Origin of the sequence: Marinobacter sp., from assembly GCF_034669625.1 — a bacterium.
Taxonomy (GTDB): Bacteria; Pseudomonadota; Gammaproteobacteria; order Pseudomonadales; family Oleiphilaceae; genus Marinobacter.
Genome location: NZ_JAXMOY010000006.1, coordinates 106,178 through 124,588 on the forward strand (window position 1 = coordinate 106,178; position 18,411 = coordinate 124,588).

The 18,411-nt window shown below is 54.5% G+C and carries 18 protein-coding genes; 8 read left to right on the forward strand and 10 right to left on the reverse strand.

The annotated features are described in order from the left end of the window. Window positions 1-44 precede the first annotated feature (44 nt). Window positions 45-1,457 (forward strand): sodium-dependent transporter, encoded by a 1,413-nt coding sequence (locus VOI14_RS07315; RefSeq protein WP_323751378.1) that lies wholly within the window; start codon window positions 45-47, stop codon window positions 1,455-1,457. 30 nt (window positions 1,458-1,487) lie between these two features. On the opposite strand, the gene VOI14_RS07320 is transcribed toward VOI14_RS07315, so the two are convergent. From VOI14_RS07320 to VOI14_RS07330, 3 genes are all read right to left on the reverse strand, one after another. Then, a complete protein-coding gene (locus VOI14_RS07320) occupies window positions 1,488-2,219 on the reverse strand; it encodes a spermidine synthase (RefSeq protein ID WP_323751379.1) in 732 nt (243 codons plus the stop codon). A gap of 190 nt (window positions 2,220-2,409) precedes the next feature. Next, entirely contained in the window at window positions 2,410-2,979 is a 570-nt protein-coding gene (locus VOI14_RS07325; RefSeq protein ID WP_323751380.1) for a DUF1415 domain-containing protein, read from the reverse strand. A gap of 90 nt (window positions 2,980-3,069) precedes the next feature. Further along, window positions 3,070-4,656 (reverse strand): ABC-F family ATPase, encoded by a 1,587-nt coding sequence (locus tag VOI14_RS07330; RefSeq protein WP_323751381.1) that lies wholly within the window; start codon window positions 4,654-4,656, stop codon window positions 3,070-3,072. 183 nt (window positions 4,657-4,839) lie between these two features. On the opposite strand from VOI14_RS07330, the gene VOI14_RS07335 reads away from it, so the two are divergent. After that, window positions 4,840-5,118: a peptidylprolyl isomerase gene (locus VOI14_RS07335; RefSeq protein WP_323751382.1), complete on the forward strand. Its 279-nt coding sequence runs from the start codon at window positions 4,840-4,842 to the stop codon at window positions 5,116-5,118. Between the two features lie 102 nt (window positions 5,119-5,220). Here the strand turns inward: VOI14_RS07335 and VOI14_RS07340 are convergent, their stop codons facing one another. The 3 genes from VOI14_RS07340 to VOI14_RS07350 all read right to left on the reverse strand — a co-directional run bounded on the left by VOI14_RS07340 (window position 5,221) and on the right by VOI14_RS07350 (window position 10,220). Then, the gene (locus VOI14_RS07340) at window positions 5,221-8,121 is read right to left on the reverse strand and encodes a metallophosphoesterase family protein (protein ID WP_323751383.1); all 2,901 of its coding nucleotides are present in this window, start codon (window positions 8,119-8,121) and stop codon (window positions 5,221-5,223) included. Window positions 8,122-8,329: 208 nt separating this feature from the next. Further along, window positions 8,330-9,142 (reverse strand): DUF2059 domain-containing protein, encoded by an 813-nt coding sequence (locus VOI14_RS07345; RefSeq protein ID WP_323751384.1) that lies wholly within the window; start codon window positions 9,140-9,142, stop codon window positions 8,330-8,332. A 178-nt stretch (window positions 9,143-9,320) separates the two neighbouring features. Next, entirely contained in the window at window positions 9,321-10,220 is a 900-nt protein-coding gene (locus VOI14_RS07350; protein ID WP_323751385.1) for a LysR family transcriptional regulator, read from the reverse strand. A gap of 118 nt (window positions 10,221-10,338) precedes the next feature. On the opposite strand from VOI14_RS07350, the gene VOI14_RS07355 reads away from it, so the two are divergent. Further along, a complete protein-coding gene (locus VOI14_RS07355; RefSeq protein WP_323751386.1) occupies window positions 10,339-10,533 on the forward strand; it encodes a hypothetical protein in 195 nt (64 codons plus the stop codon). A gap of 69 nt (window positions 10,534-10,602) precedes the next feature. On the opposite strand, the gene VOI14_RS07360 is transcribed toward VOI14_RS07355, so the two are convergent. Together VOI14_RS07360 and VOI14_RS07365 are read right to left on the reverse strand one after the other, a co-directional pair. Continuing rightward, window positions 10,603-12,285, reverse strand: coding sequence for an AMP-binding protein (locus VOI14_RS07360; protein WP_323751387.1), 1,683 nt, complete (start codon window positions 12,283-12,285; stop codon window positions 10,603-10,605). A 291-nt stretch (window positions 12,286-12,576) separates the two neighbouring features. Next, window positions 12,577-13,353, reverse strand: a complete 777-nt coding sequence (locus tag VOI14_RS07365) for a TSUP family transporter (protein WP_323751388.1) — start codon at window positions 13,351-13,353, stop codon at window positions 12,577-12,579. A 64-nt stretch (window positions 13,354-13,417) separates the two neighbouring features. On the opposite strand from VOI14_RS07365, the gene VOI14_RS07370 reads away from it, so the two are divergent. The 3 genes from VOI14_RS07370 to VOI14_RS07380 all read left to right on the forward strand — a co-directional run bounded on the left by VOI14_RS07370 (window position 13,418) and on the right by VOI14_RS07380 (window position 15,834). Beyond that, window positions 13,418-15,103, forward strand: a complete 1,686-nt coding sequence (locus VOI14_RS07370; protein WP_323751389.1) for a L,D-transpeptidase family protein — start codon at window positions 13,418-13,420, stop codon at window positions 15,101-15,103. Beyond that, on the forward strand, window positions 15,100-15,552 hold the full coding sequence (locus VOI14_RS07375; RefSeq protein WP_323751390.1) for a hypothetical protein: 453 nt from the start codon (window positions 15,100-15,102) through the stop codon (window positions 15,550-15,552). The genes VOI14_RS07370 and VOI14_RS07375 overlap by 4 nt, the downstream gene beginning before the upstream one ends. Before the next feature lie 105 nt (window positions 15,553-15,657). After that, entirely contained in the window at window positions 15,658-15,834 is a 177-nt protein-coding gene (locus VOI14_RS07380; protein WP_323751391.1) for a DUF1328 domain-containing protein, read from the forward strand. Window positions 15,835-15,899: 65 nt separating this feature from the next. On the opposite strand, the gene VOI14_RS07385 is transcribed toward VOI14_RS07380, so the two are convergent. After that, window positions 15,900-16,139: a TIGR02647 family protein gene (locus VOI14_RS07385; protein ID WP_323751392.1), complete on the reverse strand. Its 240-nt coding sequence runs from the start codon at window positions 16,137-16,139 to the stop codon at window positions 15,900-15,902. A gap of 158 nt (window positions 16,140-16,297) precedes the next feature. Between VOI14_RS07385 and VOI14_RS07390 the strand changes: the two genes are divergently transcribed. Next, window positions 16,298-17,011 (forward strand): lytic transglycosylase domain-containing protein, encoded by a 714-nt coding sequence (locus tag VOI14_RS07390; RefSeq protein ID WP_416361395.1) that lies wholly within the window; start codon window positions 16,298-16,300, stop codon window positions 17,009-17,011. Window positions 17,012-17,013: 2 nt separating this feature from the next. Further along, window positions 17,014-17,781, forward strand: coding sequence for a spermidine synthase (locus VOI14_RS07395; RefSeq protein ID WP_323751393.1), 768 nt, complete (start codon window positions 17,014-17,016; stop codon window positions 17,779-17,781). Window positions 17,782-17,826: 45 nt separating this feature from the next. On the opposite strand, the gene yeiP is transcribed toward VOI14_RS07395, so the two are convergent. After that, complete coding sequence (gene yeiP / locus VOI14_RS07400; protein WP_323751394.1) at window positions 17,827-18,393, reverse strand: elongation factor P-like protein YeiP; 567 nt, start codon at window positions 18,391-18,393, stop codon at window positions 17,827-17,829. Between the last annotated feature and the right edge of the window lie 18 nt (window positions 18,394-18,411).

An 18,411-nucleotide genomic window follows, 5' to 3' on the forward strand; every position in this document is an offset into this window, starting at 1 on the left:
CTTTTTAACCCCTGAAACAAAAACAATACCTTCGGGAGATCACTATGTCTGTCACTTCATCCGGCTCCGCTACCTATTCGGGTGCCCTTGAGGGCTCCAACGCGAAACGCGGGTTATGGTCCTCGCGCCTCGCCTTTATTCTGGCTGCCACCGGTTCCGCCGTCGGGCTCGGTAATATCTGGAAATTCCCCTACGTCACCGGTGAAAACGGTGGTGGCGCCTTTGTGCTGGTGTACCTCGCCTGCATTGCCGTGGTTGGTATTCCCATTATGATGGCCGAAGTCATGATCGGTCGCCGGGGAGGTCGTAGTCCGGTTAACAGCATCAGGCTAATCACCGAACGCGACAGACTTAACCCGGCCTGGAAACTGGTGGGCGCCATCGGCGTACTCGCCGGTTTTTTAATTCTGTCGTTCTACTCAGTGATTGGTGGCTGGGCCATATCCTACGTGGGAACAACCGCCAGCGGGCAGCTGGCCGGACAATCGGCTGAGGCCGTGGGCGCCATCTTCTCCGGTTTGCTGAGCGATCCGCCCACTCTGCTGCTCTGGCACACCGTTTTTATGGCCTTGGTGATGGTCGTGGTGGCGCGGGGCGTCCGCTCTGGCCTTGAACGGGCCGTCAGCATCCTGATGCCCGCGCTGTTTGTCTTGCTGCTGCTGGTCGTCGGTTATGCGATGACCACCGGCCATTTCGGCCAAGCGGCGGCGTTCCTGTTCCAGCCCGACTTCTCCAAGCTGACCACCTCTGGCGTTCTGGTCGCCCTTGGCCATGCGTTCTTTACTCTGAGTCTGGGTATGGCCGTGATGATGGCCTACGGTTCCTACCTGCCGAAGAACATATCCATCGCCAAAACCTCCATCACCGTCTCTGTAATCGACACCGGTGTAGCGCTTCTGGCCGGCTTGGCGATCTTTCCGATTGTCTTTGCCAACGGACTGGAACCGGGCGCCGGCCCTGGTCTGATTTTCCAGACCCTGCCCCTCGCGTTTGGTCAGATGCCCATGGGCTCGCTGTTCGGCACGCTGTTCTTCGTGTTGCTGATTTTCGCCGCTTGGACGTCTGGTATTTCTCTGCTGGAACCGATCGTAGAATGGCTGGAAGAACAGAAAGGTATGAACCGAACCGTCAGCACCTTGGCCGCTGGAGGCGTGTGCTGGGCTCTGGGCATTGCGTCCGTGCTGTCACTGAACTTGTGGGCCGACGTTGCGCCGCTAGCGTTCATCCCCATGCTGGAAGGCAAAACCATCTTTGACCTGCTGGACTTCTTCACCGCCAACATACTGCTGCCACTAGGCGGGCTGCTGGTCGCGCTGTTTGCCGGCTGGGTGATGTCTCGTCAAGCAATGGAGAACGAACTGTCGCTGTCACCGGCCATGTTCAATCTGTGGTTTGTCACCGTCCGCTTTATCACTCCGGTCGCTGTCGCCATCGTGTTTATCTACAACCTGATGTAACCAAAAGCCCGGGCAGCACGCTGCCCGGATTCAGGCCGGCTTGCGGGCTACGTATACGGTGTTGAACGATTCCCGGTTTTGGAAGGGATTGAAGAAGCTAACGACGTGGCAGGCCACATCCTCAAACACTTCATTCAGAACGGCCATAAATTCTGCGTCTTCGCCTTCGTTTGACCACATAGCGAAAATACCGCGAGACTTTAGCTGTCGGGCCATCAAACTTATATTTTTGGTGGTGTAGAAGCTGGCACTGGAGTCGTGCAACAGGGCTCTAGGCGAGTGGTCGATATCCAGCAGAATGGCATCGAACTCTTTACCGGGCGCTTCGGGATCAAAGCCACCCGTCGCGGGGTCAGCCACGGCCATGTCGAAGAAGCTGCCGTGAACGTAGCGGTGGCGCGGGTCATCATTCTGCTCTTTGCCCAGGGGCACGAGTTCTTGCTGGTGCCAGCCGATGACGGGCTTTAGGTATTCAACCACGAGCAGTTCAGACACGCGCTGGTGTTTGAGAGCGGCGACAGCTGTGTAGCCCAAACCAAGGCCACCAACAACCACGCTGAGGTTATCGCCTTCGGTTTCGTTCAGGCCGAGATCAGACAGAGCAACTTCGGCGTCTACAAACATGCTGGACATGAGAAATTCCTCGCCCAGCTTCACTTCGTAGATATCCCTTTCACCCAGCGCCGGTATCCTGCGGCGGCGCAGTGTGATTTCCCCGATCACCGAGGGTTGGCTGTCTATTTGTTCGAAAAGCAGTCCCATTTTTTTGGCTCTTTCGTGTTTTCTAGTTTTGCTTGGGAGTTTGCGGTCACTAGCCTGCTAGTTTGTGCGAGTCGCCGATGAGGTAAGCCTTTCCAAAAACCGCTCCTGCGGCACATCCATGTGGCGCTTCTGCTTCGCCATCCATGGCTACGCACATTTTTGGAAAGGCTTACCCCACCGACTCCGTGTTCTACTCCCCGGCCCGTTTGCTCTCTCTTTCGGAGAAACAGGACTTAAGAAGGCTTTGCAATTTATCCGCACCTTCCCGATTCATCAGTTCGATATTGCGGTCGGGAATACCCTCCACATCCGGGTAGCTATCAATCGCAGACTCCAGGCTCGCTTCCCGTAACATATGCAGCATAGGGTATGGAGAACGATTGGTGTAATTCTCTGCGGCATCTGCCTCGGTGTCGGCAAACTGGTAATCCGGATGGAAACTGGCGATCTGGTACACGCCCTCCAGCTCCAGGTACTCCAACAGAGCATCCGCAGTATCCAAGAACTCGTTGTAGGCATAGAAATCCTGCAACACACCCGGATGAATCAGCAAGGTGGTTTCAACATCCGGCTGGTCTTCCAGCAGTTGCAGCTCAGCATGCAACGCCTGAACAAGCTCGTCTTCGGTCGCTGCTTCAGTAACCACAAACCGAACCCGGTCTTTCACCAGCTCACGCTTGGCAAACGGACAAAGGTTATAACCAACCACAACGTCTTCCACCCATTTACGGGTGGAATTGATAATTTCAGAATCACTCATGCTTTCATCTCTTATTTAGTCAAAACCCACACGTCCGCCGGCACTAGAGCCTGACTACAATGAACCGCAGTCTTTCAAACTAAACCTCGATCAAAGGTAGCCCTGACTCCGCAAGTAGTCATCATAACTACCGCTAAAGTCTGTAATTCCATCCGGCTTCAACTCAATAATCCGAGTCGCCAACGAAGAAACAAACTCCCGGTCGTGGCTCACGAAAATCAACGTACCCGGATAGTTCTCCAGCGCCAGGTTCAACGCCTCGATGGACTCCATATCCAAGTGGTTGGTGGGCTCATCCAGCAACATCACGTTCGGCTTCTGCAGAATCAGCTTACCGAACAGCATCCGACCCTGCTCACCACCTGATAACACCTTCACCGATTTACCAATGTCATCACCCGAGAACAACATCCGGCCCAGCGTGCCGCGAACCAACTGCTCACCGCCGGTGGTCCATTGCGCCATCCAGTCGGTGAGAGTGTCATCTTGCGCAAAATCCGCGGTGTGGTCCTGCGCGAAGTAACTTACCTGGGCACTGTCGGTCCACTTCACTTCACCGGCATCTGGCTCGTAGGCACCGGCCAAGCACTGCAACAACGTGGTTTTACCGATACCGTTCGGGCCGATAATGGCGACACGCTCGCCGGCTTCAATCTGCAAGTCCAGACCTTCAAACAGCGGGCCTTCGTCGAAGCCTTTAGTCAGGCCAAGCAACGTCACGGCCTGACGGTGCAGTTTCTTTTCCTGCTCGAAGCGGATAAACGGACTGACCCGGCTAGAAGGCTTTACTTCCTCCAGCTGAATCTTGTCGATCTGCCTTGCCCGCGAAGTAGCCTGCTTGGCTTTCGAGGCGTTGGCGGAGAAGCGGCTTACGAATTGCTGCAATTCGGCAATCTGGGCCTTCTTCTTGGCGTTGTCTGCCATCATGCGCTCGCGGGCCTGAGTGGCGGCGGTCATGTATTCGTCGTAGTTGCCCGGGAACAGGCGCAGCTCACCGTAATCCAGATCCGCCATGTGCGTGCACACACTGTTCAGGAAGTGACGGTCGTGCGAAATGATGATCATGGTGCTGCTGCGAGCTACCAGAATGCTTTCCAACCAACGGATGGTATTGATGTCCAGGTGGTTAGTGGGCTCGTCCAGCAGCAAAACGTCTGGATCAGAGAACAGCGCTTGGGCCAACAGAACCCGCAGTTTCCAACCCGGCGCCAGAGCGCTCATGGGGCCGTTGTGCTGGTCCAGTGGGATGTCCAGACCCAACAGCAGTTCGCCAGCGCGGGATTCGGCGGTGTAGCCGTCCATCTCGGCGAACTCCACTTCCAGATCCGCGACGGCCATGCCGTCTTCTTCGCTCATTTCCGGCAGTGAGTAGATGCGGTCGCGCTCTTTCTTCACGTGCCAGAGCTCTTCGTGGCCCATGATCACGGTGTCGATCACCGTGCAGTTTTCATAAGCGAACTGATCCTGGCGCAGCTTACCTAAACGAACGTTCGGTTCGAGCATGACCTGACCCGCCGATGGTTCGAGGTCGCTGCCCAGAATCTTCATCAGGGTGGATTTGCCGCAGCCGTTGGCGCCGATCAGGCCGTAACGGTTACCACTGCCAAATTTGGCAGAAACGTTTTCAAACAGGGGCTTAGCCCCGAATTGCATGGTGATATTGGCAGTGGAGATCAAGAAAAGAACCTATACACGTGAGGGCCAGCGCGGTGGCGGCAAAAGAAACGGCGCATTGTACAGGTTTACAGGCCGGACTGTGAGGCCGCAAAAACACGGATAATTACCACTTGCCTCGAGCGGGCGGTACGGGCAGCATTCACTTTCAGAACATCCCATCCATCCAACAACAGGATATTGATCATGGCACAAGCAACTGCACGCCACATTCTGGTAGACAGCGAAGCAAAATGTGAAGAACTTAAGAAAGCCATCGAAGGCGGTCAGGACTTCGCGGAAGTTGCCAAGCAGCATTCTTCCTGCCCATCCGGCCGCAACGGCGGCGACCTGGGTTCTTTCGGCCCAGGCCAGATGGTTCCTGAGTTCGACAAGGCCGTATTCAGCGGCGACCTGAACACCGTTCTTGGTCCGATCCAGACTCAGTTCGGCTATCACCTGCTGGAAGTAACTTCCCGCAGCTGATCCTGCCGGTTGTACAAAAAGCCAGATCATGCTGAGCATGGTCTGGCTTTTTTGTTCGGCTTCAACGCCGCCGATTCATCTCTTCAACCCGCCCCTTTGAAACTACGGAACCACACTAAACACTGCGTGGATGACCGATGTGGGGTCGTTGTGTTCGACCACAGCGGTAATCTCGTGCTGCCCGCTCATGCCACTGACATCAAACGGTATAGCATTACGGGGTTGTGCCGATAAGGTTCCGGCAAAGTCCCAAGGTGCCCGGCCCTCAACTTTGAACGCTGCCCCCTGTCGATTGGGATCATCGAGATAAAAGGTCACCTTGTCGATGCCACTCAAGGCCGGCACCAGCACATAGATCTCTCCCGATACCTCGGCCCCCTCCAACAGCACGGCACCACTACGATCTGGCGCGCTACTGACCTGCAAAGTATAGGGTGAGGCCTGATCGTAGTTCAGACTGACCGCAATGCTGCTCTGTTCCCCGCTTGCAGCCTCGAGCACAATTTCACCCTGATACTGACCCGGCGCCAAGGCACTGGCATCCGCCTGTAAGGTGAGTGTCTGCGGTAATTCGCCGCTCGCCGGTGTGACCGTCAGCCAGGGGACATTACTCATGCTGGTGAAGGCCTCTACCCGACCATCACTCATCTGGGCAACCACACTGACTTCATCGCTGGTCTGCGGTGACACAATCTGGAGCACATGGCTGTCCGCTGACACCGTCAGCTGCGGTACATCGTTAAGAACCTGAAAATCAGCGCTCAGCTGAACTTCCAGCCCGCCATCGATGTCGAGCCGCACACCAACGGCATGCTGACCGTCGGCCAGCGCAGTGGTATCCAGAGCAGCTGCCGTGCCGTCGGCGGCGGTTCCAGCCAGATCAAACGGCGCTCGATTCTCGGTCTGGGTGACCGCACCCGTTGCACTCGGATCGTCGAGATAAAAACGCGCCCGCCGTACATTCAGATCCGGGCCGGTAAAGATGTAACGGTTTCCCTGCAAGTCCGCGCCGTCCAACAACTCCGGCGACAACCGCTGCGGATTGTCCGCCACCCACAGACTGTAATTCTCAGCGCCCACCTGCAAGGTAACCGGCAACCAGGTTGCCGTGTCAGCGCCGTCTGAAATTTCCAGTACAGCGGTATACTTGCCGACACTCATACCGGTAGCGTCCGCCGTAATGCTTATGTTCGCCGGCGTAAGCGCAGCAACCGGGGCAACCGAAAGCCACGAAGGTATCTGGCTCACTTGCAGTGACATTGCATCACCTTCGGCTGTTAGCTGGACTGTCCGGGTTTCAGTTTCTCCCGGTTCCAAACTAAACCCCATCTGCTCGGGTTGGGCGGTTATTTCCGGACCACAGCCCAAGGTGGTATAGCGCACCCGGTCCCGGCGCCAAGGCGGAGCACCAGTGCCGGCAATACCATAGATATCCACGTCCAGAACACCGTCAGCGGAGACCTTCAAATGAGCGTAATGGTGGCGAGAGTTATCACGGACGACAGTCCACGAGGGTGCAACCGGCGATTTCCACGGCGAGAAGCCCTTGGAAATGTTGCTGAGTTTGCCTCCCGGGGATATTTTTAGCCAAGTAACACCTTCACCAAGCTCGTAGCAGTGACGATCAATCGACGTAGGTGTATTCGTGGCGGGCACATCCATCAGCGGGTAGGTACGCTCATAAGACTGATCATGAGAGGTCAGCACCACCTGCACACCCGCCTGTTCAAAGATGGGCCCCAATTGTGCTCGCAGTGTCAGTGCAGAAGGATGGTTTGTGCCTTCCGAAAAGGGCGCAGCGTGGAGTATGGGAATAAGCCAGCGCTGGCCCTGCTGGATCGCGGCGTCAAGGTCCGAAGTCAACCAGGCCAAGGCATCCGAAGGCAGCGATTGATACTCATCGAGGGCATACACCGCCACAAAATGAATATCCCCCACGTTAAAACTGTACATCCGGCGACCGTTCCAACCTTCGGGCGTGGCAAAGTACGGAACCCATTCCTCAAAACCTTCGCCAAGCAACACTTCATGATTACCGTACACCGGCATCATCGATGTGGCTTGCGCCACCGGCTGCATCTGCTCAAACCAAGCACCAATGGTGCGCGCCAATGTGCCGTAGCGTTTATCGGTGTCAAAGTAAGCGTAATCGCCACCCAATAACACCATGCCGGGCGACAGCGCTGCAATCTCAGCAATGACTTCTGCCGTACCCGTATCCAACCCATCCGTGCGGCCAATCAAACCGGTATCTGCCACGTAGACAGCATCAAAATCCTGCGGTCCTGGCCCCGGTGCGGTGCGACTGGTGTATACCTTGCTCCAAATGGCATCGGCCAAGGCCACCCGAAACTCATACTCGGTATCTGGCAGCAACCCTGTTAAATGGGTGAGCAGATAGCGACCATCCGCCGTGGTCAGTCGCAGCTCACCAACTGCTGTCTCCCACTGCTGTGCGCTCGGCAAACGATAACTCACCTCGGCTGGGCTGTTGGCCTGCGGGGTAAACCACATGAGACTGAGCGTACTGGCAGGGTCACCCTCCCAACCCAGATGCAGCTGCTGAGCCTCGCCTCCCGGCTGTGGTGCGGGTTGATTGGCTACCTGCAAAGTTGCCGTCAGCGTTGCCACCGTGCTGCCACCTTGCACTAACTCAGCGCGCAAAGCATAGCCACCATCGGCGACATCGCGGGTATCAAAGGGTCTAGCCTCACTGACTGATCCACCTTCCATATCCCAAGGCGCATTATTTTCAGTTCGGATCAGCGCGTTGTCGCGATAAAAACGCACCTGATCAACGCTATCGGCGCCACCGACAAAAACGTAGACCACGCCTTGAGCCGGCTGGGAATCGACGGTAACAGGCGCAACCCGATCGGGCTGTTTTGACAACAACAATTCAGCGGCAGGCAATGGAAAGGCGAGTGCCAACAGAACGACGAGTAAAACGGCCGACCGCGCACCGCATGTTGAAACTGGCAGAAAATATCGGAAGAAATTCATGACTCCCCCCTTTGTGGCGCAGAAATTACGAAACGACCCGATACGATCGGGCTGTCTGGTCTGCCTGGGGGACTGCGGTCTTCGAGGTTGCTACTCTCGGCAGCGATATGCCCTCTTCTTAACTGGAAGGCAGTTCACAGAAGAAAGTATTGTCCAGTGGCAATGGTTTTGCCACTGGACCGATAGAAAAGACGTTAAGCAACGAACATCACTGAGCGTTATCTGTCCCGAAGTTTCTGAACCTTGCCAGTTGATTGCCAATGTTTTCAATCGGCTCCGTCACGGCTTGCTGGACGCTCTCAGCCACCACCTTGGTGAACTGCTGACCGGCATCACTTTCGAGAAACTCCAGATACATCGCCATCTCGTTCGGAGTGATCTTCTGGTAGGTGTACAAATAGCTGTTGTAGACTTGCTGCCCTACCACACCTTGCAACGCCGGGCGCTGCGCTTCTAATTGCTGGCGCACCTCGTCCGGATTCACGGGCTCTCCCCGCAAAGCAGCCATCGCTGAAGATAGCCCCAACTGAAGCGCAATTGCAGTATCAACCGCACTTTCGGTGGCTCGGGCAGCACGATCAAAACGGTCAAACCGTTTTTCCCGATCGGTTCCCTTATTGATTTTGTTCAGCTCCGGTGCCTGCTTACGGATTTGCGGCCAGATCGCGGGTGCTGAGGCCGCCACTTCAGCACGTGCGATTTTTTTCGCCACCGGTTTCTGATACCAGTCGTGCACCTGCGCCAGCTGTTCATTGCTTAAGGACGCTTCCAGGTTCGAGGCAATTTTCCGTTTGATCTCTTCAGGGCGAAAGCTGTTCTGCACCACATACGCGATAGTATCGGCCACCATCGGTGGAACCTGTGTTTTTTGCTTGAGGCCATCCCGAATGCCCTGCCCCATCATCGCCGGGTACTGCACAACGATGTCATCCACGGGCGAAGCTTCCAGCACCTGCTGCGCGCTCGGTGCCGCCTGCGCCAAACTACTGACGAGCAGCCCGGCGATCAAAAGAGGTTTCATTAGCGCGTTCATGTCATGTCACTCTTATCCGGTTACAGGAACAGCGCTGTTTATGACACGCAGGCCGCCCCTTCAGCAAGCTTCCTCAGCTGCTGAAGATGACGGTTTGGTAGGAATGAATCAGGGCACGTGTAAAAAACGTTTAGATATCCGGCACAAGCACGTTAATACAGAAAACTCAGAGCGTGTTGCTGAATTCGATGGCAGGACCAAGTGCCTTTAGCCTTTCCACCAGAAACTCCATCACAATCCTGACTCGGGCCATCTGCTGGGTATCCTGGTTAACATGCAACCAAAGATCGATACTTTCCCCCTCCAGAGGGTCTGAAAGTCGCCGTAACTCCTTCGCGGCTTCCCCCAGATAGCAGGGCAGAACCGCCAGACCCGCCCCTGCCCGCGCCAAGGCATGCATGGACTGCAGACTGTTACAACGGATTACAGCTGGAACGTTTTTAAGATGCTTTCGGTACCACTTGCCGGTGGCCAGATGGCTAAAGGATTCGTCCGGGATAAGCCAGATGCAGTCCTCCGGATGGTTATCGATATCCATCTTACGGTTTCGCCGACAGTAGTTTGTCGAGCCATAGACAGCAGAATCGATCGCAGCGATACGCTCGCCTTCCAGCGTGGCCTGCGGTTTATTTTCAGGGCGCAAGGTGAGGTCGGCTTCGCGGTGGCTCAGATTCGCCACGTCGTTGTCGGTCAGTACTTCCAGTTCAATCTCCGGGTACTCTCTCACCAACGCCGCCAAAACCGGGCTCAGCAATTCATACATCACCGCATCTTCCGCCGCGATTCGGACTTTGCCTACGGGCGCGCCATCCTGACCGATCAGCTTTCGTTCCAGATTTTCCATGTCTACCGCGAGCCTTTCGGCCTCTCGGTAAGCCATTTCACCCGAGGCCGTCAGCTGTAATCCATCACGATTGCGATCAAAAAACTGCACCCCCAACGACTCTTCCATCTGATCAAGTCGTCTTAAAACAGTGGTTTGGTGAACACCCAGTATTTCACCGGCTTTTGCGAAGGTTCCAGCTATTGCCAGAGCCCGTATATATCGAAGATAATCCCAGTCCATAGTCACTGCACATTTGCAACATGAGTACGAAGTTTAACGTATTTAAACTGCAAATAAGTACCTCTAGAATAGTTTATAACCTAACAAACCTAGCCACCCTAATAAGGAGGAAGGCATCATGATTCACCAGCGTAACGTGAGCGTTCGCCCACAGCCATCTGGCATCCTCCACAATGGAGTGGAGATGCGCCGCGAGTATACCCGCGCTGCAGTCCAACAGGGGCTACAATTTTTAAGCCGCAAGCTGCGCAAAGCAAATCGCGACGCCGTCGCTGCGGTACAAGATCTGCCTCAGGCTCAAGGCGGCGTATAAACGCTGGCTCTGATCCCACAAAAAAACCGGCACGCAAACGTGCCGGTTTTTTTGTGCCTGAGGATCGTATCAAAACTCCCAAACTACCCTTTGATTTTGTGCAAACCAAGTTTCCATCTTCTGATTGTAAAAGTCTTCGATCACGTTGCGCTTAATTTTCATGGTGGGCGTCAACATGCCGTTCTCCATGGTCCATGGCTCTTTCACCAGCACCAGAAAGGCCACCTTCTCATGCGCCTCGCACTCAGCATTCACGGTCTCCAGTTCCTGCGCCAGCTCTTGTTCCAAAGCCGTGCGGTCCAAACCTGAATCCAGTGCCATGCGGGCTTCTTCGGACAACAACAGCATCAAACACGGTTGCGGCTGATTGGCGCCCGCCACACATACGGCTTCGGCCATCGGGTGATTGAAACGGTTTTCAATCGGCACCGGCACCACGTATTTGCCTTTGGAGGTTTTGAACAGATCTTTCACCCGCCCGGTAATACGCAGATAACCTTGCTCGTCGACCTCGCCCATGTCACCCGTTTTTAGAAAACCATCGTGAGTAACATCTTCCTTCGTTTTCTCGTCATTCTTGTAGTAACCGAGCATCTGTCCGGGGCTTCTGACTTCAATCTCACCGCCCTCGCCAATCCTTTGCTCCACCCCGGGATTCGTCACGCCTACACTGCCGGTTTTAGCCTGCCCCGGACGGTTTGCGTGGGAATACCCGAAGTTCTCCGACATGCCATAGACTTCCAACAACTCAAGCCCCAGATTTCGGTACCAGCTGATGATCTCAGCCGACAAAGGTGCAGCGCCGGTCATGGCTGCCCGGCAGTGATCGAGCCCCAATTGTTTCAGGACTTTCTTTTTCACCAAACGGTTCAGAACGGGAATCTTGAACAGCACTTTCTGTTTTTTGGGCGGGAGCTTGGCATTCACGCCAAGATAGAATTTCATCCACAAACGCGGCACCGAGAAAAACATCGTTGGCCGAGCCCGCTGCAGATCTTCTTGAAAGGTATCCAGTGAATTGGCGAAATAAAGATGGAAGCCGTAATACAACGACTGCGTTTCTACCGCGGCCCTTTCAGCAACGTGAGCCAGCGGAAGATACGACAACATGCGATCAGCGGGCGACACCTGAAACAGCTGCTGCAGCCCCTCCGCTACCGAAATCATCGTGCGGAAACTGTGCATCACGCCCTTGGGGCGCCCGGTACTGCCGGAGGTATACACAATCGTCGCCAGATCATCCGGGGCTGGCAGCCCAGGCTTGACGGGCGCACGCTCTGCTACGACATCCATCCATTTGGCAGTGTCATCACGAGGCGATAGTGGCAATGAAATAATGGGCAAATCATTCGGGATACGGTCTTTGATATCGTTCCAACCGTCCGCCGTTCCATCCATTTTGCCCAAAAACAACAGCTTCGCCTCGCTGTGTTCCAGCACGTAGGCGGCGGTATCGCCGTTGAGCGTGGGGTACAAAGGCACACTCACGTGCCCGGAAGACCAGATTGCCAGGTCCGCCAGAATCCAATGAGCACTGTTTTTCCCCAGTATGGCGATGTGGCTGCGCTCCGGAAGGTCAAGGCTGGCCAGATGCGCAACCATTCGACAAACCTGATCCGCAGCCTGTGCCCACGTGATATCTTCCACACGTCCATCCGGGTATGGCTGGGTGAGGTAGACATTATCCGGAATGCGATCAGCCCAGTGAAACAGACAATGTACTGAGGTTAACTTCTCGGGATCTACAGCCATAAAAAGTCCTTCTTATTGTTATCAAGTCGTATGGAAAGCCTCGCCTTTAATCACACTCCATACTAGACGACTTTTTAGAAATTGGCTGGTGACATCCCTCACGAATGGTCTACATTGATAAGTGCAGCGTATTGATTAGCCATACCTATGGAGGTAGCTATGATCAAACCGGCACGTTCTGTAATGATTGTTCCAGCCTGGAGCCTTATTCTGTTGGGTTCCTGCGCGTTTTTTTACACCGCCTACGCGGGCATGCTCGGCTCCTGAGCAACGGGAGCCCTGACGCAATCGCTAGATCCAAACAGTAACCAGCCCGATGCTGCTTACGACCAGCAGGATTGTGCCGAGCACTCGGTAAAACAGAGAAGTTTCTGCGTGCAGCATACGATCATGCACGTAGAGTCCGATTACGTGTCCGACAGCCGCTGCCGGCAATAGCCATACGTGATGTTCAAGCTGCAGATCCACGCCTGCCCAGACGAACGCTCCCAGCTTGATCAAGACCAAAATGAACCACAGGGCAAACAGAGTGTCCCGCAATTTCTCTTTAGGAAGATGCTGGGCCGCGACCGCAATAATTAATGGTGCGCCAATCAACGAAGTGCCACTGATATAGCCCCCGAGCATCAAAAACACCGCATCCACTGTTTTGCTACCGCTACGAAACGGCTTGTTTACGATGTACGAAACGGAATACAGGCCTACAATAATGAATATGATCGCACTCAGAATGTGGCCCGGCAGGGTGATCAGGCCGAACACGCCTATCAGCTTCGGCACAATCAAAATCGCCAGCAATCGCCCCAAATAGTGCCAATCCACGGTGCCGGACTTTTCCACATCCTCAGTATCAGGACGCTTTCGGTTGTTCATCCAGATGGTTAACGAAGAGAACACCAACAGATGAATAGAAATGATCGGAAGGAATACCAGTGGTTCGTCCAGCACGAGCAGCAAAAAAGGCAGCGAAAGCACGGCACCACCGAAACCTAAACCGGAACGCACAAAACCGCTCCACACAAATATCAGCGCAATTAAAATATACTGAACAGCAGACAAGTCAGACATAAAGAACAGTAAACTCCAGCAAGCCTGACGGCTCAGCTTGTAAGGTATTCACGAGGAGGACGATGTGCAGGATACCGGTTCGCAGACAAGGATTAAAAGCTGCCTACTCATAACTATGCTACTGGCAGTCATGCAAAATGCCCACAGCGACGATGGTATTATCAATCATCTGGAGGCTCTGCAATCCGGTTACCCCGTTTCGATAAACGGCACACGGCTGCATACACAAAGCGCTTTGACCCAGTTTTACGAAAACCGCCGTTACCAACCGGCCTGGACCTCACCGATTGCTCGAAACGAGCTAATTCGGGCTATTGATGAACTGGCAGATGATGGTTTGAACCCGGCCGACTATCACCAAGATGCAATACATACCATTATCCGGAGATCACAGGGGAGCGCCCATTCCGAATTACCAGCCGAGCTGGATCTGATATTTTCAGACGCTTTTTTATTGCTGGCCACGCACCTTCTTAACGGCAAGGTAGACGCGCAAACCATTCAGGCGCAGTGGACAGCGCAGCGCCAGCAGGCACAGATTCAATCGGCGTTTGAGCAAGCATTGCCGAGTGAAACCGTCTATCAAACACTGCAATCCCTCAAATCTCCGGCTTCGGCCTACCAAAAACTGCGCAACTACCGCCACCAACTCTCCGGCCTGCTTGGTCGCCCCTGGCCTTTGAACGAGCCTGGCCCCACGATTCACCCCGGCGACAGCGACCCTCGCATACCCGCGATCCGTCGACAATTGGCGCTTCTGGGCGATCTGCCGGCAGCGGACGATGACCCGTTCTACAGCGCCCCAAACCAGCCAGAAAGCCACCGCTATGCGGGTAACCTGATCGAAGCCGTCCCCGCCTTTCAGGCCCGCCACGGACTGGAACCTGATGGCCTTATTGGGCGTAAAACGTTGGAAGCCCTGAACACCATGCCCATTGAACGCATTCGCCAGATTGATGCCAATCTCGAGCGTTGGCGCTGGTTACCGGACTCGCTGGGAGACACTTATGTTCTTGTGAATATCGCCGGCTACGACATGGTTCTGGTGGAAAACGGCGAAGAGGTTATGCACCAAAGGGTCATCGTTGGCGATCCTTTCCGGCAGACCCCGGTGTTCAGTGATCGTATTCGTTATCTAGTGTTCAATCCGACATGGACGGTTCCCAGAACACTGATGATCAAGGACCAACTCCCCAAACTGCAAGCCGACCCGAGCTACCTGTCCCGCATGAACTTCAAAGTCTATAAGGGATGGGGCGCTAATCGCGTGGAAGTCTCACCGGACGAGATCGACTGGCACTCACTATCCGCCGATCACTTCCCCTATCAGCTTGTTCAGCAACCGGGACCAAACAATTCGCTCGGACAGATCAAATTCATGTTTCCGAACAAGCACGCAATTTACCTGCACGACACCCCGGGGCAATATCACTTCACCCGTCAGCAACGCACGATCAGTTCTGGCTGCATACGGGTAGAACGTCCCTTTGAACTTGCAGAAAAGCTACTCAACGGCAACAGCGACTGGGACAATGACAGCATCCGGCAAGCCCGAAGCGAAGCAGAGCCGGTAAAGGCCATTCTAAAAAAGACCGTACCTGTGCATCTGCAATATTGGACCACTTGGGTGGATAAATCTGGCAATCTACAGATCAGGCAGGATGTGTATGGCCGGGACCGCCGACTCGTGGATGCGTTAAGATCCGACGTTAACGGAAACCTGCAATTAACCCCCAGGAGCCAGCGATGACCCGAACCCTCCTCCCTTTGCTCGCAGCCGCCTCACTGACAGCCTGCCAGAGCCTGCCAAGCGTCCATCCGGACATCGGGGACAACGCAGTGCTAATCAGTGCCCAACACTGCCTTGAGGAAACGGTAGGCGATAACAACCGTGTTCACTATGGCCCCTGCCTGAAAATCACAGAGATAAACGGCAACAAACCGAACGTTCGCACTGATGGGTTTATCGAGTTGACCATAGGCCAACCGGCCAAAATTGAAACTGCCTGCGTCTATCGTCTCGCCGACGGCAGGCCGATCCCAGCCACGGTCGAAACCGCAACCTTTCAGGTTCGAGCCGACACCTTCCCCAATGGTGGCCGACGCTGGTACCTCCACGCTCAGAAGCAAGCCCGGGGCGTGATCGGCTGCCAGCCTACCCTCGCTCCGTCCGTGTATCCGCTGGAAAAAACCGACTAGAACCTAACGACACAATGACCATCGCTTAACGTTCCAGGCTCTGAATTGCGGGATCGTCCGAGTTGTGCCACGTTAATAGAGAATTGCAAAAAAGGAGGATAGTAAATGCTCTATTGGGCTTTAGTGTGTCTCGTTGTTGCGATCATTGCGGGCGTATTAGGTTTTGGCGGTATAGCCGGAACTGCGGCTGGCTTCGCTAAAATTCTGTTCTTTATCTTTCTGGTATTACTCGTCGTTTCTGTATTGGCGAACGTGCTCAAAGGAAAAGGCCCCAAGGTTTAGGGCATGGCACCCGAAGACATGTACATGGCCCCGATGTCAGAGGGCCATGTACCCTCCCCTCTTACTTACTCACTCGCTAACATAGCCTGAAGCTTCTGCGTCAACTCAACCGCCTCACATCCCATAGGCGTTAAATAACCACCGTCTTCCTTCGAAATCAGTCCCTTCGAGAACAGAGAGGCAGCTGCCCGAACGGTTTCCGGAGCCGCTTGACTGGCGTGTACCTTGATACCTTCCTGAGTAGACGTGGAAGGGAACTGCAACAACAGATTCAATTCAGCAAGATGAACCGGCGAGAAAGGCATAAAAAACTCCTTGTTAGGTATCTTCTTTGCAGCATAGCGGAAATAATCCCGGCCGAGCGAAATTTCTCACAAACAAACAAAAAGCCTACACTTCACAGTACATGTCCGTTGGCAATAACGGTACATTGGAGCCTCCGATTCAGCATTCCGGTCATGAAATGACGTTGAGCCTTACCACACACAAAATTTTCGTTATCGCCCTGACAGCACTTATGTGTTGGGCGGTGAATACCGGCGCTGTAGCCGATACGATAAAACGGGTCGTGCACCCCGACGGACGTGTGGAATTCACCAACGTCAAAAATAAAAGCCAACCGCGGCCGTCCACCAAGAGTGAAACCGTTTACCGTTACAAGGATCAACACGGCGTTGTTGCCTACAGCAGCCAACGGCCCGCCAGCTCAGATTTCGACGTGATCAGTTTTTATTGCTACGCCTGCGACCCGAATTCCACCGTCGACTGGCGTAAAACGCCGCTGTTTCTTAGCCCTTTCAAGAACGAGATCAAGACCGCAGCCAAGGAATTCGGCGTAGACCCGGCGCTTGTACGCGCCGTCATTCATGCCGAATCCGCATTTAATCCACAGGCAATATCCCCTGTCGGCGCCCAGGGTCTGATGCAGTTAATGCCCGGCACGGCAAAAGAACTGGGCGTTCAAAACCCGATGACGGCATCCGAAAACATTCGTGGCGGCGTGAATTATCTGTCCCGGATGCTGGCTCGTTTCCAGGGTGACACACGGCTTGCCACCGCAGCCTATAATGCGGGTCCCGGCGCGGTAAGCCGGTACAAGGGCATCCCGCCTTACGCCGAAACCAAAGCCTACGTGGAACGCGTAGGCATCCTGCATAAACGCTACGCAGCCAACTAACAATGAGCAACCCGATTAACACCATTGCCATTCCCGGCGATATTGTTCATGTGGACCGGGACAAATACGGCAACATTCTGGTGATCGACGACCGGAAACACCGCATTCTGAGTTTCGATTCAGTGTTTGAACAAAGCAAGATGGTGCGCGCTGCACCGAACGTACCCGTCCATGAATACAATCGCGCCATGCTCTTACCCATCGCCTTTCAGGAGCCAGAGCATGTCACAGTACTTGGTTTGGGCGGCGGTGTGCTCGCCCACGGTTTGCACAAGCTACTGCCCCACAGTGACATTCAGGTCTTCGAGCTGCGGGAGAAGGTGGCGGAGATCGCCCGCAAGTGGTTTGCCCTGCCGAACAGCAACCGACTGCAGGTAACCATTCAAGATGCGCGTCTGGCTGTGGATAACCTGCCTGAAGCCAGCACCGACATGATCCTCACTGACCTCTACAGCGCCGACAAAATGAGCCCTGCCCAGGCTCAGAGGCAGTTCATTAAAGCCTGTAGCCGGGCCCTGACGAGCACAGGCTGGCTGGCGTTGAACTATCACAAAATGCCCGAGGCCAACGGCAATCTGGTGCGTGAACTTCGGCGTCAGTTTCCGTTACTGTTGGTGTTCAGAAGTAAAACCAACAATTGGGTGATCTACGGCAGTAAGCGAGGCATCAGTAACGTTAAGCTAGCGTCGTCGCGGTGTGCCGAGCTAGAAAAGCGGCTACCCATAGGCTGGGCAAAACTGGGGAAAAAACTGGAAGCAATGGAACTGTAGAGAGAGGTTCAGCCCCTCTCTACAGTCTTCAGAAGCCAGTACCAATCAGGCCCGGCTCAGGAACTTACGCTCTTCCACATTGACCTTGATACGGTCGCCGGTGGAAATGTGCTCAGGCACCTGCACAACCAGGCCTGTCGTCAGGTGAGCTGGCTTGGTACGTGCCGTCGCAGAACCGCCTTTCACAGAGGGATCGGTCTCGGCAATGGTCAACTCGACCGTTGGGGGCAAGTCCAACGCCACCGGTGTATCGCTCACCAGAATGGCCATCACACCCTGAGTTTCCTCGGTGATGAACAGCAGCTCATCTTCAATGGCGCTTTTGTTCAGCATGTACTGAGTGAAGTCTTCGTTATCCATAAAGACGTACTCGTCGCCATCCGCGTAGGAAAACATAACCGGCCGGCGAACCAGATCAGCCAGGTTCAGCATATCTGAGTCTTTAAAGGTTTCATCCAGCTTCTGGCCAGAAACAACATCGTACATCCGCATGCGGTACAAGCTGCCACCGGCACGGCCCTGTGGCACCGAACGCTCGATGTCTTTCACGAAAAACGCACGTCCGTCGTATTCAACCGCTTGGTTCTTTTTAATCTCACTCGCTTTTGGCATGTCACCCATTCCAATTAA